Origin of the sequence: Mycobacterium sp., assembly GCF_035640695.1 — a bacterium.
In the GTDB taxonomy this organism is placed as follows: Bacteria; Actinomycetota; Actinomycetes; order Mycobacteriales; family Mycobacteriaceae; genus Mycobacterium.
On sequence record NZ_DASQVQ010000159.1, the window covers coordinates 1 to 15945 of the forward strand.

Annotated in this window: 17 protein-coding genes; 15 read left to right on the plus strand and 2 right to left on the minus strand. The window is 68.1% G+C overall.

What is annotated here, in order from left to right; translation table 11 throughout:
* Together VE759_RS18835 and VE759_RS18840 are read left to right on the plus strand one after the other, a co-directional pair.
* Positions 1-207 (plus strand): LysM peptidoglycan-binding domain-containing protein (locus VE759_RS18835; protein ID WP_324935248.1); only part of this gene is annotated, 207 nt, incomplete at its 5' end.
* Between the two features lie 325 nt (positions 208-532).
* Positions 533-1219 (plus strand): hypothetical protein, encoded by a 687-nt coding sequence (locus VE759_RS18840; RefSeq protein ID WP_324935250.1) that lies wholly within the window; start codon positions 533-535, stop codon positions 1217-1219.
* Positions 1220-1241: 22 nt separating this feature from the next.
* Here VE759_RS18840 and VE759_RS18845 read toward each other — a convergent pair whose 3' ends face one another.
* Positions 1242-1682, minus strand: a complete 441-nt coding sequence (locus VE759_RS18845) for a nitroreductase/quinone reductase family protein (protein ID WP_324935252.1) — start codon at positions 1680-1682, stop codon at positions 1242-1244.
* A gap of 111 nt (positions 1683-1793) precedes the next feature.
* Between VE759_RS18845 and VE759_RS18850 the strand changes: the two genes are divergently transcribed.
* Genes VE759_RS18850 through VE759_RS18860 form a run of 3 tightly spaced genes read left to right on the plus strand, consistent with a single transcriptional unit; the run spans position 1794 to position 4506 of the window.
* Complete coding sequence (locus VE759_RS18850; RefSeq protein WP_324935254.1) at positions 1794-2471, plus strand: TetR/AcrR family transcriptional regulator; 678 nt, start codon at positions 1794-1796, stop codon at positions 2469-2471.
* A gap of 59 nt (positions 2472-2530) precedes the next feature.
* The gene (locus tag VE759_RS18855; protein ID WP_324935256.1) at positions 2531-3022 is read left to right on the plus strand and encodes a VOC family protein; all 492 of its coding nucleotides are present in this window, start codon (positions 2531-2533) and stop codon (positions 3020-3022) included.
* Positions 3019-4506, plus strand: a complete 1488-nt coding sequence (locus VE759_RS18860; RefSeq protein ID WP_324935258.1) for an FAD-binding protein — start codon at positions 3019-3021, stop codon at positions 4504-4506. The genes VE759_RS18855 and VE759_RS18860 overlap by 4 nt, the downstream gene beginning before the upstream one ends.
* Here VE759_RS18860 and VE759_RS18865 read toward each other — a convergent pair.
* Positions 4503-6521: an ABC transporter ATP-binding protein/permease gene (locus VE759_RS18865; RefSeq protein WP_324935260.1), complete on the minus strand. Its 2019-nt coding sequence runs from the start codon at positions 6519-6521 to the stop codon at positions 4503-4505. The genes VE759_RS18860 and VE759_RS18865 overlap by 4 nt on opposite strands.
* On the opposite strand from VE759_RS18865, the gene VE759_RS18870 reads away from it, so the two are divergent.
* The 10 genes from VE759_RS18870 (at position 6520) to VE759_RS18915 (ending at position 15745) form a co-directional block, all read left to right on the plus strand.
* Entirely contained in the window at positions 6520-8166 is a 1647-nt protein-coding gene (locus VE759_RS18870; protein WP_324935262.1) for an acetolactate synthase, read from the plus strand. The two genes, VE759_RS18865 and VE759_RS18870, sit on opposite strands and share 2 nt — an antisense overlap.
* Positions 8167-8237: 71 nt before the next feature.
* A complete protein-coding gene (gene secA2, locus VE759_RS18875; protein WP_324935264.1) occupies positions 8238-10562 on the plus strand; it encodes an accessory Sec system translocase SecA2 in 2325 nt (774 codons plus the stop codon).
* A gap of 10 nt (positions 10563-10572) precedes the next feature.
* The gene (locus VE759_RS18880; protein WP_324935266.1) at positions 10573-11202 is read left to right on the plus strand and encodes a CDP-alcohol phosphatidyltransferase family protein; all 630 of its coding nucleotides are present in this window, start codon (positions 10573-10575) and stop codon (positions 11200-11202) included.
* Complete coding sequence (locus tag VE759_RS18885; RefSeq protein ID WP_324935268.1) at positions 11195-12109, plus strand: DUF881 domain-containing protein; 915 nt, start codon at positions 11195-11197, stop codon at positions 12107-12109. The genes VE759_RS18880 and VE759_RS18885 overlap by 8 nt, the downstream gene beginning before the upstream one ends.
* A gap of 3 nt (positions 12110-12112) precedes the next feature.
* Positions 12113-12445: a small basic family protein gene (locus tag VE759_RS18890; protein ID WP_324935269.1), complete on the plus strand. Its 333-nt coding sequence runs from the start codon at positions 12113-12115 to the stop codon at positions 12443-12445.
* 2 nt (positions 12446-12447) lie between these two features.
* The gene (locus VE759_RS18895; protein ID WP_324935311.1) at positions 12448-13326 is read left to right on the plus strand and encodes a DUF881 domain-containing protein; all 879 of its coding nucleotides are present in this window, start codon (positions 12448-12450) and stop codon (positions 13324-13326) included.
* A 22-nt stretch (positions 13327-13348) separates the two neighbouring features.
* Complete coding sequence (gene gcvH / locus VE759_RS18900; RefSeq protein ID WP_324935271.1) at positions 13349-13744, plus strand: glycine cleavage system protein GcvH; 396 nt, start codon at positions 13349-13351, stop codon at positions 13742-13744.
* Positions 13745-13919: 175 nt separating this feature from the next.
* A complete protein-coding gene (garA, locus tag VE759_RS18905) occupies positions 13920-14384 on the plus strand; it encodes a glycogen accumulation regulator GarA (RefSeq protein WP_324935273.1) in 465 nt (154 codons plus the stop codon).
* Between the two features lie 36 nt (positions 14385-14420).
* Positions 14421-15152, plus strand: a complete 732-nt coding sequence (locus VE759_RS18910) for a MerR family transcriptional regulator (RefSeq protein ID WP_324935274.1) — start codon at positions 14421-14423, stop codon at positions 15150-15152.
* A 98-nt stretch (positions 15153-15250) separates the two neighbouring features.
* The gene (locus VE759_RS18915; RefSeq protein ID WP_324935276.1) at positions 15251-15745 is read left to right on the plus strand and encodes a bifunctional nuclease family protein; all 495 of its coding nucleotides are present in this window, start codon (positions 15251-15253) and stop codon (positions 15743-15745) included.
* Positions 15746-15945 lie beyond the last annotated feature (200 nt).

Below are 15945 nucleotides of genomic sequence, written 5' to 3' on the forward strand. Positions count from 1 at the left end.
GCGCCAGAACCCGCTCCCGCGCCGCCACCGCCGCCGCCCGCACCCGAACCGGCCGTGCGGACCTACACAGTGGTCGCCGGTGACACGCTGTGGGCGATCTCGGAGCGCTTCTACGGCGACGGCAGCAAGTACCAGGTGATCGCCAATGCGAGCGGTGTCTCGAACCCGGACCTCATTTATCCGGGCCAGGTGCTCACGATCCCGTAACCGCGAAGCCCGCATGATGGTGTGGCGGCCCGTGTTCCCAAACCGGGCCGCCACTTTCATGCGGCTACGGCAGCGGATCGCCGCGGCCGAAGGGGCGTTTCGCCAAGGCGGCACGGGCATCACAACGACCTCCAGCAAGTTTTGCTGCACAACCCAGCCGACCTGAAACGAATCGGGGCCGCGCCGCGATCTATCAGTTGCCGCCGATCGCCGGCAGCGTGGTATGCGCTGTGCAGCCGTTCACGGTGCTCACTACCGGAACCGCCGGTAGCGTGGACTCCAACCGCCCCGCCGGTTTCCCCGGCCCTGACCGATCGGAGGCGACGTGCACCGACTCACCTCTGGTGTGCTGGCCGCGGTCGGCGCCGCGGTCATTCCCGTTGCGACGCCGGCGCCGGCCCAGGCCTCGCCGGTTCCGGTGTACCCGGGCATGGAGATCCATCAAGGCCACAACGTATGCACACTGGGCTACGTCGATCCGAAGCTGCGCCTCGCGTTCACCGCGGGCCACTGCCGCGCCGACGGACCCGTGACCGACAAGGACGGGAACTTCATCGGCGGCCTGGCGCTGTACCGCGACAACACGCCGGACGGCTCGACGGTGTCGACAACCGACGTGATCTCCGACTATGAGGCGATCGGCCTTGCCGTCGACGCGGTCCCGAGCAACAGGCTGCCGGTCGGGCGCCCGCTCGTGTCAGACCCGTCCGTCGCCATCCATCCCGGCGTCACGGTGTGTCACTTCGGGGTGGCGACCGGCGAAAGCTGCGGCAATGTGGAAGCCGTCAACAACGGATGGTTCACGATGGCCCACGGCGTGGTCAGCCAAAAAGGCGATTCCGGGGGCCCGGTGTACGTGCCGACCGATAACGGGCGCGCGGTCGTCGTCGGCCTCTTCAACAGCACCTGGGGTGACTATCCGGCCGCCGTGTCTTGGCAAGCGGCCAGCCAGCAGGTCGCCGATGACGTCCACTCGGCGTCGGCCGGCGCCGGGCCGCCCGCGCCCGGCTGACCGCGGCATTGTCGGCACTGTCTTAGCGCAGCACCTCGAACACCGGGATCGACGGGGACGCGGCGCGCAATTGCGCCTCGCTCGACTGCGGTGTCAAACCGGCAACGTGACCCTTGACTTGCCAGAACCATCGGTCCAGATAGGACTTCAACAGCGGCGGCTTGGCGTCGTCGCCGACCTCGGCGACTCGGACCGGCCGGGTGCGCCAGCGCGGACCGAGCTCCACCGCACCGGCCGCGCGGACGTTGCGGGCCCATTGCGTGTTGCCGCGCGGCGACACCAGGTATTGCACGCCGTCGACCGTGAGCAGGTTGATCACCACCCCGCGCCGGCGGCCGGTCGTGCGGCCGCGCACCCGTAACGCCTTCGTGCCCCCGAGCCCGATGCCGACCTCCGCCAGGCCACGGACCACCTCGTTGACCGCCTGGGCCACCCGATTTGGCCGCTCATAACGCGCCGGCATGTGACTTCCTTTCCTCCTGAGAAAAACGAGAGCGTTGCTCTCCATCCGAGGATGACACCACACCGCGGCGAAATCAAGAGCGGTGATCTCGCTTTGTGTCACACTGGGGGCGTGGGCAAACGCCAGCACGCGCGCGAACGCATCGAGGCACAGATCATCGAGCTGGGCCGCCGGCAGCTGGTGACCGAGGGCGCGGCCGGCCTGTCACTGCGCGCGATAGCCCGCGACCTTGGCATGGTGTCCTCGGCGGTGTACCGGTATGTATCCGGCCGCGACGAATTGCTCACGCTGCTGCTGGTGGATGCCTACACCGACCTGGCGAACGCCGTCGACACCGCCAGGGACCTACGCGGCGGCACCTGGCGCGACGACATGGTGACGATCGCGCGTGCGATGCGGCGCTGGGCGATCGAGCACCCCGCCAGCTGGGCGCTGCTCTACGGCAGCCCGGTGCCCGGCTACCACGCGCCCGCCGAGCGCACCACCGGCCCGGGCACCCGGGTGATCGGCGCACTGCTCGCCACCGTGCACGACGGCGTGGTGGCCGGCGACGTCCGCACATCCGATCCGACAGGACATGAGACCTCGCCGGATTTCGACGAGATCCGCCGCGAGTTCGGCTTCCCCGGCGACGACGCGGTGGTGGTCAAATGCTTCCTGGCGTGGGCCGGCATCGTCGGTGCGGTCAGCATGGAGGTGTTCGGCGGCTACGGCGCAGACACCCTCAAAGATCCGGGCGCGCTGTTCACCACCCAGGTTGGGTTGCTGATCGACGTGCTCAGTAGTTGAGCATAAAACTAGAACACGTTCTAGCCACCACGTTCGGGCCGGGGTTATTCTGCGAGGCGATGAGTCTTGCAACGCGGCCGCCGGCGCAGATCGCGTGGGTCACACCCGACCTCGACGCCACCGAAACGGCGCTGACCGCCCTGCTCGCGGCCAGGAAATGGATCCGGCTGCCCGGGGTGCACTTCGGCCCGGACAGCTGCACCTACCGCGGTCGCCCCGCCGACTTTGTCGCCGACATCTCGCTGAGCTACGCCGGCGACATGCAACTAGAGCTCATCGCCCCGGTGCGCGGCGACAGCATCTACGGCGAGTTCCTGCGGCAGGCCGGGGCGGGCCTGCACCACGTCTGCATCGAGACCGACGACGTCGAGAAGGCGGTGACGGCCGCGGCCGACAGCGGAGCCGAGGTGGTGCAGCGCGGCGTGATGCCGGGAGGCATGGAGTTCGCGTACGTGTCGGCGGCCCACGCCGGTGTGCCGTATCTGGAAATCGCGCACATCTCGCCCGAGATCAGGGACTTCTTCGACTACATCAAGCAGGAGCAGCGGTGAGCACACAGATCCCGGCGACCCTGGCCGAGGCCGACGTATCGGCCTGGTCGGACGAGGTGGACGTCCTCGTCATCGGCTTCGGCATCGCCGGGGGATGCGCCGCGGTGACTGCCGCTGCAGCCGGTGCGCGGGTACTGGTGCTCGAGCGCGCGGCCGCGGCCGGCGGCACCACCGCGATGGCGGGCGGGCATTTCTATCTCGGCGGCGGGACCGCGGTGCAGGAGGCCACCGGTTACCACGACGACCCCGAGGAGATGTACAAGTACCTCGTCGCCGTGTCGCCAGATCCCGACCACGGCAAGATCCGCGCCTACTGCTACGGCAGCGTCGAGCACTTCAATTGGCTGGAGGACTTGGGCTTTCAGTTCGAGCGCAGCTACTACCCGGAGAAGGCGATCGTCCAGCCCAACACCGAGGGCCTGATGTACACCGGCAACGAACTGGTGTGGCCGTTCAAGGACATCGCGGTGCCCGCGCCGCGGGGCCACAAGGTTCCGGTGCCCGGCGAGACCGGCGGCGCCAGCATGATCATCGACCTGCTGGTGAAGCGGGCCGACGAGCTCGGCGTGCAGGTGCGCTACGAAGCCGGCGCGACGGGGCTGGTGCTCGACGACGCCGGTGCCGTCGTCGGCGCGGCGTGGAAACGCTTCACTGAGTCCGGAGTCATCCGGGCCAAGGCGGTCATCATCGCCGCCGGCGGTTTCGCGATGAACCAGGAGATGGTCGCGCAGTACACCCCGCAACTTGGCGCGAAACGGCGTCGAAAAAGCGGCAGTTACGCCGAACCCTATGTGCTCGGCAACACCTACGACGACGGCCTCGGCATCCGGCTGGGCATGTCGGCCGGCGGCGCAACCAAGCACATGGACCAGGCCTTCATCACCGCATCGGCCTACCCGCCGTCGATCCTGCTCACCGGCATCATCGTCAACAAATTCGGCGAACGCTTCGTTGCGGAGGACTCCTACCATTCGCGCACATCGGGTTTCGTGATGGACCAGCCCGACAGCATGGCATTCCTGATCGTCGATGAGCAACACATGCGACGCCCGCAGTTTCCGCTGATTCGGTTCATCGACGGTTGGGAGACCGTCGAGGAGATGGAGGCCGCACTCGGAATTCCGGAGGGCAAGCTGGTGGCGACCCTCAACCGCTACAACACCTACGCCGCCCGCGGTGCGGACCCCGACTTCCATAAAGGACCGGAATACCTTGCGGCCCAAGACAAAGGCCCATGGGGCGCGTTCGACCTTTCGCTGGGCAAGGCGATGTATTCCGGCTTCACGCTGGGCGGGCTGGCGGTCTCTGTCGACGGGCAGGTGCTGCGCGAGGACGGCAGCGCGGTGCCGGGACTGTACGCGGCGGGCGCTGCCGCCGCCAAAATCATCGCGATCGACAGCAAGAGCTACGCCAGCGGCACGCAACTCGGTGAAGGGTCATACTTCGGCCGCCGCGCCGGAATGCACGCAGCAGCGCTGCACTAGACCGGCGCGGGCTGCTCGCCGCACCGGCCGAGCCGCCATTGGCCCCCGTCGCCGAGCAACTCCAGCTCCTGCTCATGGTGCTGCTCGACGGTGGAGCGATGGCTGACGCTGACCACGATGCAGTCCGGAAGCTCTGTGCGCAGCGCCGTATACAGCATCATCTCCAAGCCCTCGTCGAGGGCTGAGGTCGCTTCGTCGAGGAACAACGCCTTCGGCTTGGTCAGCAGGATGCGGGCGAACGCTATCCGTTGCTGCTCCCCGGGTGACAGCACTTTCGCCCAGTCCTGCACCTCGTCGAGCCGGTCAACCAGATGGGGCAGCGACACCCTGCGCAGGACATCGCGCAGCCGCCGGTCGTCGATCTCACCCGGTTTGGCCGGATACGACACGACCGCGCGCAAATCGCCTAGCGGCACATAGGGCAGCTGCGACAAGAACATCGTTTCGTTGGTGCCCTGCGGGCTTCGCAGCGTCCCGGTGGCGAACGGCCACAGTTTGGCCAGGCTGCGCAGCAGCGTGGTCTTGCCGCTGCCCGAGGGGCCGGTGACTACCAGCGTGTCACCGCGGTCCAGGTGAAGGTCCAGCGGTTCGATCAGCCGCTGGCCGGACGGCGTACGGACCTCCACACCCGCCAATTGCACCGACCCGTCTCGGGTCGGCTCGGTGTTCAGCTCCGGCAACTCGCGGGCGCGCTCGTTGGCGATGACCAGCCCGTGTAGACGCATGATCGAGGCGCGATAGCTCGCGAACTGGTCATAGGCATTGCGGAAGAACGACAGCGAGTCGTGAATGTTGCCGAACGCGCTCGCCGACTGCGTGACATCGCCGAACCTAATCTGACCGGCGAACAGCCGCGGGGCCTGCACGATGTACGGCAGCGGGTTGATGGCCTGGCTCATGGTCAGGTTCCAGCCGAGGAAGCCGACGTTGCGGCGGACGTAACGGCGGTAGTTCGCGATGGTCGAACTGAACCGGCCGCCCAACTGCACCCGCTCGGCGCCCTCGCCGTGGTAGAAGCCGACCGGCTCGGCGGCGTCGCGCAGCCGCACCAGCGCGTACCGGAATCGGGCGTTGAACAGCTCGTTGCGGAAGCTCAGCCGGATCAGCGGATGGCCGATCCAGAACGCGCCGATGCTCGCCATCAAGACGTAGCCGATCACGATCCAGAACAGCGCCTTCGGCAGTTCAAAGCCGAACAACGCCACCGCCCCGGACAGGTGCCACAGGATCGCGGCAAACGACACCACCGAGACCACCGATTGGACGGCGCCGAACAGCAGGGTTGACGAGGTGCCGTAGGACGGAATGTTCGGGCCGACGCCGACGCCGGCGGTGAAGATGTCGATGTCTTGCTGGATGCGCTGGTCGGGGTTGTCGATCGTCGCGTCGATGAAGCGTCCGCGGTAGTAGGCCCGCCGGTCGAGCCAGTCTCCGGTGAGGCGGTCGGTGAGCCATACCCGCCACCGAACCATGAAGCGCTGCATCAGATAGAGGTCCGTCATGACCCGGATGACGTGCACGGTGGCAATGATGCAGAACGTCGCGATCGCCCGGAAGAAGCCCGACATGCCCGAGCGGCGCACCGCTTCATCTTTCGCCGCGGCGCCCTGGAACGCGGTCTGCAACGCGGAGTACAGGTCGTTGCTGTAGTAGCTGAGCAGTACTTCGATGCGGACCGCCAGGATCACCGAGAACAACAGCACGCCGAGGAACGCCCAGACCAGAATGCTTTGGCGGCCCGTGAAGTAGCCGGAGGTGATGCGCCAGAACTGCCGGCCCCACGACGTGAGCCGGGCGATCAGCGCGAGCACCACCACGACGCAGACGGCGCTGATCGCCCATGCCTTGACGATCCATAACAGTGACGGGACCAGCTGGTGACCCCAGTCGATGGACGGCGTAAACGGTTCCACCGGGTGTTCTCCTGTTTGACGGTGCCTCGACGGCGCCGAGTACTCATCTGCGGCGAAGTTACCGGAGCCGGGCGAACTCAGCGCGATTACGCTCGCCGCCATGAGCACCGATGCTCCAACTCATCACAACGTCCACGCCGGCCGGTTGATCGCCCGTCGGTTGACCGCCAGCGGCATCGACACGCTGTTCACGTTATCCGGCGGGCATTTGTTCTCCCTGTATGACGGCTGCCGCAGCGAGGGCGTCCGGCTCGTCGACACCCGCCATGAACAGACCGCGGCGTTCGCCGCGGAAGGCTGGTCCAAGGTGACCCGGCTACCGGGCGTCGCCGCGCTCACCGCCGGCCCCGGTGTCACGAACGGGCTGAGCGCGATGGCCGCGGCGCAGCAGAACCAGTCGCCGCTGCTGATATTGGGTGGACGTGCGCCCGCGGCGCGCTGGGGCATGGGGTCGTTGCAAGAGATCGACCACGTGCCGTTTGTCGCGCCGCTGGCCCGGTTCGCCGAGACGGCGCAGTCGGCGGAGTCGATTCCGAAACTGGTCGACGACGCGCTGCGCGCCGCCGTCGGCGCACCGTCGGGCGTCGCGTTCGTCGACCTGCCGATGGATCACGTGTTCAGCGAGGCCCCCGACGCCGGCGGCCCCGGGGCGCTCGCCGAGCCGCCCGCCCCGCTCGCCGCCGACCCCAACGCGTTGGAAGCGGCCGTGCGACTGCTGGCCGCCGCGCAACGACCGGTGATCATGGCCGGAACCAACGTCTGGTGGGGGCACGCCGAGGCCGCGCTGCTGCGGCTGGCCGAGACCCAACGCATACCGGTCTTGATGAACGGCATGGCCCGCGGCGTCGTGCCCGCCGACCACGAACTCGCGTTCTCGCGGGCCAGGGCCCAGGCCCTCGGGGGGGCCGACGTGGCGCTGGTGGTCGGCGTGCCGATGGACTTCCGGCTCGGGTTCGGCGCCGTGTTCGGGGCCGAGACTGCGCTGATCGTCGCCGACCGCGCGCACCCCGGCCGCGACCATCCCCGAGCCGTCGCCGCCGCGCTCTACGGCGACCTGTCGGCGATCCTGTCGGCGTTCGAGGAAGGGCCGGGCCGCGCCGACCACGAGCCGTGGATCGCCGACCTGCGCGCGGTCGAGACGGCGGCGCGCGAGGCCGAGCGGGCCGAGCTCGGTGACGACCGCGCGCCGCTGCACCCGATGCGGGTCTACGCCGACCTGACCCCGCTTTTGGACCGCGACGCGATCATCGTGATCGACGCCGGCGACTTCGGCTCATACGCCGGGCGGGTGATCGACAGCTACGTGCCGGGCGCCTGGCTGGACAGCGGCCCGTTCGGCTGCCTTGGCTCAGGGCCGGGCTACGCGTTGGCCGCCAAGCTGGCCAGGCCGCAGCGACAGGTTGTGCTGGTGCAGGGAGACGGCGCCTTCGGGTTCTCCGGCATGGAGTGGGACACGCTGAGTCGCCATGGCGTGCAAGTCGTTGCGGTGCTGGGCAACAACGGCATCTGGGCGTTGGAAAAACACCCGATGGAGCTGCTGTACGGCTATTCGGTGGTGGCCGAGCTGCGTCCGGGCACCCGCTACGACGAGGTCGTCAACGCACTCGGCGGCCATGGTGAGCTGGTGTCGACGCCGGCGGAGCTGCGGCCCGCGCTGGATCGAGCCTTCTCCTGCGGCAGGCCCGCACTCGTCAACGTGCTGACCGATCCGACGGTGGCCTATCCGCGACGCTCGAACCTGGCTTGACGTGCGCCGCCGGGGCATTTTGAGGTGCGCCGCCGGCGCGGGCATTGGGCGCCGCCGCGTACCGTTGACCCGTGGCGAAGACGACCAGTGCCAGACCCGGCCGGCTGAGCAGCAAGTTCTGGAAGCTGCTGGGCGCAAGCACCGAGAAGAATCAGAGCCGTTCGCTGGCGCAGGTGAACGCGTCGACCGAATTCGACGAGAAGGCCGCAAAACTCGACGACGATCAGTTGCGCGAGGCCGCCGGTCTGCTCGTGCTCGACGACCTCGCCGAGTCCGGCGACATTTCGCAGTTTCTGGCAATCGCCCGCGAGGCCGCCGACCGCGCCACCTCGCTGCGCCCGTTCGACGTTCAGCTGCTCGGCGCGCTGCGGATGCTGGCCGGCGACGTGATCGAGATGGCCACCGGTGAGGGCAAGACGCTGGCCGGCGCGATCGCCGCGGCAGGCTACGCGCTGGCCGGTCGCAACGTGCACGTCATCACGATCAACGACTACCTGGCCCGCCGCGACGCCGAATGGATGGGTCCGCTGTTGGCGGCGATGGGGCTGACGGCCGGCTGGGTTACCGCCGAATCCACTGCCGACGAACGGCGTGCGGCCTACGCGTGCAACGTCACGTACGCGTCGGTCAACGAGATCGGCTTCGACGTGCTGCGCGACCAGCTGGTCACCGACGTCGACGAGCTGGTGTCGCCGAACCCCGACGTCGCGCTGATCGACGAGGCCGACTCGGTGCTGGTCGACGAGGCGCTGGTGCCGCTGGTGCTGGCCGGCACCACCCACCGCGAGACGCCGAAGCTCGAGATCATCCGGCTGGTCGGCGAGTTGATTCCGGGCCGGGACTACGACACCGACTCCGACAATCGCAACGTTCATTTGACCGAGGTCGGCGCGCAGAAGGTAGAGGCCAAACTGGGCGGCATCGACCTGTACTCCGAGGAACACGTCGGCACCACGCTGACCGAGGTGAACATCGCACTGCACGCGCATGTGCTGCTGCAGCGCGACGTGCACTACATCGTCCGCGATGACGCCGTGCACCTGATCAACGCATCGCGCGGGCGCATCGCGCAGCTGCAGCGCTGGCCCGACGGCCTGCAGGCGGCGGTCGAGGCCAAGGAGGGGATCGAGACCACCGAGACCGGTGAAGTGCTCGACACCATCACGGTGCAGGCGCTGATCAACCGGTATCCCACGGTGTGCGGGATGACCGGCACCGCGCTGGCCGCCGGTGAGCAGTTGCGCCAGTTCTACAAGCTCGGCGTGTCGCCGATCCCGCCGAACACCCCCAATATTCGCGAGGACGAGCCGGACCGGGTGTACATCACCGCGGCCGCCAAGAACGACGCGATCGTCGAGCACATCGCCGAGGTGCACGAGACCCGTCAGCCCGTGCTGATCGGCACCCGCGACGTCGCGGAGTCCGAGGAGCTGCACGAGCGGCTGGTGAAGGCCGGCATCCCGGCGGTGGTGTTGAACGCCAAGAACGACGCCGAGGAGGCGGCGATCATCGCCGAGGCCGGCAAGCTCGGCGCGATCACGGTGTCCACCCAGATGGCCGGACGGGGCACCGATATCCGGCTCGGCGGCTCCGACGAGGCCGACCACGACGCCGTCGCCGAACTCGGCGGGCTGCATGTGGTCGGCACCGGGCGTCACCTCACCGAGCGGCTGGACAACCAGTTGCGCGGCCGGGCCGGGCGGCAGGGCGATCCGGGATCGTCGGTGTTCTTCGCCAGCTGGGAAGACGACGTCGTCCAGGCTCACCTCGAGCCGCACAAATTGCCCACCCAGACCGACGACGACGGCCGCATCGTCAGCCCGAAGGCGGCCGGCCTGCTGGACCACGCCCAGCGCGTTGCCGAAGGCAGGCTGCTCGACGTGCACGCCAACACCTGGCGCTACAACCAGTTGATCGCCCAGCAGCGTGGGATCATCGTCGAGCGCCGAGACACGTTGCTGCGCACCACAACTGCGCTTGAGGAGCTGGCGCAGCGCGCGCCGAAGCGCTACGACGAACTCGTCGAAGATCTGGGCGAGGAGAAGCTGGCAGAGATCTGCCGGCTGATCATGCTGTATCACCTCGACCGGGGCTGGGCCGATCACCTCGCGTATCTGGCCGACATCCGGGAGAGCATCCACCTGCGGGCGCTGGGGCGGCAGAACCCACTGGACGAATTTCACCGGCTGGCGGTCGACGCGTTCTCGTCGCTGGCCGCTAACGCGATTGAGGCGGCTCAGCAGACCTTCGAAACCGCCGATTCGATCGAGGACGAGCCGGGCGTGGACCTGTCCAAGTTGGCGCGGCCGACATCGACGTGGACCTACATGGTGCACGACAACCCGCTGGCCGACGACTCGCTGTCGGCGCTGAGCCTGCCAGGAGTTTTCCGCTAAGTTAAGCCGCATGGCCGACCCGCATGGCCGGCGACCTTCGGCGCCGGACGCGGCGCCCTCGCCGGAACGCGACCGGGTGCTGACGGTGCCGAACGGGCTCAGCGTGCTGCGCCTGCTGCTGGTGCCCGTCTTCTTGTGGGTGCTGTTGGTGGCGCACGCCGACGCGTGGGCCGTCGCGATCTTGATGTTCTCCGGGGCGTCCGACTGGGCCGACGGCAAGCTCGCCCGGCTGATGAACCAGTATTCACGCGTCGGCGAGTTGCTCGACCCGCTCGTGGACCGGATCTACGTGGTGACGATCCCGATTGCGTTTGCGCTGAGGGGCTTTGTGCCGTGGTGGATCGTCGGGGGGCTGATCGCGCGCGACGCGCTACTCGCGTTGACGTTGCCCGCCTTGCGCAGCCGCGGGCTGAACGCGCTGCCGGTGACCTACATCGGCAAGGCCGCGACGTTCGCGCTGATGTCGGGCTTTCCGCTGATCCTGCTCGGCCAGTTCCACGGGCTGTGGAGCCGTGTCGTGCTGGCCATCGGCTGGGGCTTTCTGATCTGGGGGTTGGCGACCTACCTGTGGAGCTTCGTGCTCTACATCGTGCAGTTCATGATGGTGCTGCGGCGGATGCCTAAGGTCAGCAATGGCTGAAGGCGACCGCGCGCTCGGCGGATACGACCCGGAGGCGGGACGAAGCGTTCACGAGGCCGGCAAGCCGACGTTCATCCCGGTGCCCTCGCTGCTGCGCTCGCTGCTGTCCGAGCACCTGGACCCCGGCTACGCCGCCGCCGCCGAAACGCGCGCGACGGCCGCAGAACCCCGTGCCCGCTGGGTGGTTTGGGGCTGGCAGGCCGCGGCGGCGCTGCTGATCGCGATCGTGTTCGCCGCGGCGGTGGCACAGGCCCGGTCGGTCGCGCCGGGCGTCAAGGAAACCCAGAATGTGTTGGCCAACAGCGTGCGGGCCTCGGAGACCGGCACCAGCGCGCTGAGCGGACAACGCGCCCAGCTGGCCGGCGAGGTGGACCGCCTGCGGCGCAGCCAGCTCCAAGACGACGCGACCGGGCAGCGGCTGCTGCAAGGCCTGGATGCGCTGGCATTCGCCGCGGCCACAACCGAGGTCATCGGCCCGGGCCTGACCGTGACGCTCACCGATCCGGGCGTGGCCGCCAATTTGACCGACGTGTCCAAGGAGCGGATCGCGGGCAGCCGGCAGGTGGTGCTCGACCGTGACCTGCAATTGGTCGTCAACTCGTTGTGGCGCAGCGGAGCCGAGGCGATCGCGGTCGGGGGCGTGCGGATCGGGCCCAACGTCACGATCCGGCAGGCCGGCCGCGCCATCCTCGTCGACAACCAACCGATCGGCAGCCCGTACGTGATCGTGGCGATCGGGCCGCCGCACGGGATGCAGGACTCCTTCGACCGCAGCCTCGGGCTGGCCCGGATGCGATTACTGGAAGCGTCATACGGCGCCGGTGTCACCGTTACCGCGGGCGACGGGTTGATCGTGCCGGCCGCCAACACCCGGGATGTCAAGTACGCGAAGAAGGTTGGGTCTTAACGGATGATCGGTATCGCCGCGCTGGTGGTGGGCGTCGTGCTGGGCCTGGTGTTTCACCCCAGCGTGCCGGAGGCGGTGCAGCCCTATCTGCCGATCGCGGTGGTGGCCGCGCTCGACGCCGTGTTCGGGGGGTTGCGGGCCTACCTGGACCGCATCTTCGACTCCAAGGTGTTCGTTGTCTCGTTCGTCTTCAACGTGCTCGTCGCGGCGCTGATCGTCTACGTCGGTGACCAGCTCGGCGTCGGCACTCAGCTGTCCACGGCGATCATCGTCGTGCTGGGCATCCGGATCTTCGGCAACGCCGCGGCGTTGCGGCGCAAGCTGTTCGGGGCATGAGCATGAGCGAACACGGCAGCGATTCGGCAGCCGCCCGGCCGCCGGCGACAGCGAAGCCGAACCAGCACGGCCGTCACGAGTTGCCGCCCGACGCGGCGCCGACACAGATCGGCCCGGTGCAGCCGCGCGGCATCCGTGGCATGCTGCGGCGCGGCCGGGCGCAGACCGCGTTCGGTGCGCTCGCCGTGGTGCTGTGCGTGCTGCTGGGCCTCGCGATCGTCACGCAGGCCCGGGAGACCAATACCGGCGATTACCTCGAATCGGCGCGGCCGGCCGACCTGGTGGTGCTGCTGGATTCGCTGCAACAGCGGGAGGCGTCGCTGAACAAAGAAGTTGCCGAACTGCAGCGCACCTTGACGACGCTGCGCGCGGCGGGCAGCAACGACCAGGCGGCGATCGACGACGCACAGGCCCGGCTCGCCGCGCTGTCGATCCTGGTCGGCACGGTGGCCGCGACCGGCCCCGGTGTCACGCTGACCGTTGCCGACCCGGCGCCCGGCGTGGCGCCGGAGACGATGATCGACGTCATCAATGAGCTGCGGGCCGCGGGTGCGGAGGCGATCGAGATCCGGGGCGGCGGGCCGGATCGCAGAAACCAGGGAACCGGCGGTGGCCAAGCCGCGGTGCGGGTCGGTGTCGACACCTGGGCGGTGGGACCGCCGGGCGCGTTGTCCATCGACGGGCAGACGCTCAACCCGCCGTATACCGTTGTGGCCATTGGTGATCCGCCCACGCTGGCGGCCGCGCTGAACATTCCCGGCGGGGCGGTCGACAGCGTCGAGCGAGTCGGCGGGACGATGGACGTCGTGCAGTCCGACCGGGTGGACGTCACCGCCTTGCGGCAACCGAAACCTCACCAATACGCTCAGCCCGTCAAATAGAACGGCTAAGAACAGGAAGCCCGTGAGCGAAATCCCGACCGAGCTGCGCTACACCGAGGAGCACGAGTGGGTGCGCCGCACCGGCGACGACACGGCACGGGTCGGTATCACCGACTTTGCGCAGTCGTCGCTGGGCGACGTGGTGTACGTCCAGCTGCCCGGCGTCGGCACCGAGGTCACCGCGGGGGAGTCGTTCGGCGAGGTGGAGTCCACCAAATCGGTGTCCGACCTGTACGCGCCGCTGACCGCGAAAGTCATTGCGGTCAACGGTGATCTGGAAAGCAACCCCCAGCTTGTCAATGCCGAGCCCTACGACGGCGGCTGGCTGATTGACCTGCAGGCCGACCCGGCGGCACTCGACGCCGGAATCGCCCAATTGCTGGACGCCGACTCCTACCGCGACACAATCACCGAATAATGCGGTTGCTAGGGTCGCTGCGACCGCTTTGTGTCCGAGAAGGTGGCCCGATATACCGGCAGGGCGGCCACAATGTACACGACCGCGCGGTACCGTCGTAGGAGCAGTCGGCCAGTTGGAAAACAGCTTGCAAACTACGCCCGACACCGCAAAAGCAGCCGAGAAGGAGCAGCGGGTGACCGAAAAGGACAACGAGACGTCTGACGAAGTCACCGTGGAAACCACATCTGTCTTCCGCGCCGACTTCCTCAACGAGCTGGATGCTCCGGCGGCGGCGGGAGTGGAGACCCCGGTCTCCGGGGTGGAAGGCCTGCCGAGCGGATCGGCGCTGCTCGTCGTCAAGCGCGGCCCCAACGCCGGCTCGCGGTTCCTGCTGGACCAGCCGGTGACCTCCGCCGGCCGACATCCTGACAGCGACATCTTCCTCGACGACGTGACGGTCAGCCGCCGGCACGCCGAGTTCCGCATGGAGAACAACGAATTCCAGGTGGTCGACGTGGGTAGCCTCAACGGCACCTATGTGAACCGGGAGCCGGTCGACTCGGCGGTGCTCGCCAACGGCGACGAGGTTCAGATCGGCAAATTCCGGCTGGTGTTCTTGACCGGACCGAAGACCGATGACCAGGGCGGAAGCGGGTAGCAGGCCGATGAGCGCTGGCGCGAAGAGCACATAACAGTGACCGCTCCCGACACCCATGCGCTGGCCGGCATGTCGATCGGAGCGGTGCTGGACCTGCTGCGGCCCGAGTTCCCGGACGTGACGATCTCGAAGATCCGCTTCCTGGAGGCCGAGGGACTGGTCACACCGCAGCGCAGCCCGTCGGGGTATCGGCGCTTCAGCGCCTACGATTGTGCGCGGCTGCGCTACATCCTCACCGCCCAGCGCGACCATTATCTGCCGCTGAAGGTCATCAAGGCCCACCTCGACGCCCAACCCGACGGCGAGCTGCCGGACACCGCGTCGTTCGCGCCGCGCCTGGTGGATCTCGCCAAGCAGCGCTCCGACGACGGTGACGGCCCGAAAGCGACGGCCACGCCGGCCCGGCTGAGCCGCGAGGATGTTCTGGACCGCTCTGGCGTTGACAACCAGTTGCTGAGCGCGCTGACCAAGGCCGGGATCATCACCACCGGGCCGGGCGGATTCTTCGACGAGCACGCCGTGGCGATCGCCCAATGCGCGAAGGCGCTCGCCGACTACGGGGTGGAGCCGCGCCATCTGCGCGCGTTCCGGTCGGCGGCCGACCGGCAGTCGGATCTGATCGCCCAGATCGCCGGCCCGGTGGTCAAGGCGGGTAAAACCGGGGCCCGCGACCGCGCCGATGACCTGGCCCGCGAGGTCGCGTCGCTGGCGATCATGTTGCACACGGCGTTGCTCAAGTCCGCGGTGCGCGACGTTCTGTCCCGCTGAGGACTAGACTTTCAGTCGACGGCTTCGTCACGTCAGGTCCCGCAGGGTCCACTCCTTCGGGAACGAAGCTGACACGTTCGTGCGGAGGGCAGGCACAAATGGGTGAGGTTCGAGTCGTCGGCATTCGGGTGGAGCAGCCCCAGAACCAGCCGGTGCTGTTGCTGCGCGAGGCCAACGGCGACCGCTATCTGCCGATCTGGATCGGCCAGGCCGAGGCCGCCGCGATCGCGCTCGAGCAGCAGGGAGTTGAGCCCGCCCGGCCATTGACCCACGACCTGATCCGAGATGTCATTGCTGCTCTTGGGCATTCGCTCAAGGAGGTGCGGATAGTCGACCTGCAGGAAGGCACGTTCTACGCCGACCTGATCTTCGACCGCGACATCAAGGTTTCGGCCCGGCCGTCCGACTCGGTGGCCATCGCGCTGCGCGTCGGAGTGCCGATCTACGTCGAGGAGGCGGTGCTCGCCGAGGCCGGGCTGATGATCCCCGACGAGAACGATGAGGAGGCCACCGGGGCGGTCCGCGAAGACGAGGTGGAGAAGTTCAAAGAGTTCCTGGACAGCGTCTCACCCGACGACTTCAAGGCAACCTAGCCGGGTCGCGCCTGCCGATACGTCGTCGCCCTGTCGATACGTCACGGATCCGTGACGGTGGCCCGACACGCGGCGTGAGTCACATTGACCAGCTCCGACAGCGGCCATAATTTTGTCTCACGGTCGGCGTGGCGCGCGGCCCGGAAGCGTATGCTCGGGAGTTCTTCGGTCGGGCATGTGACGGGCAAGTCAGACTGCGG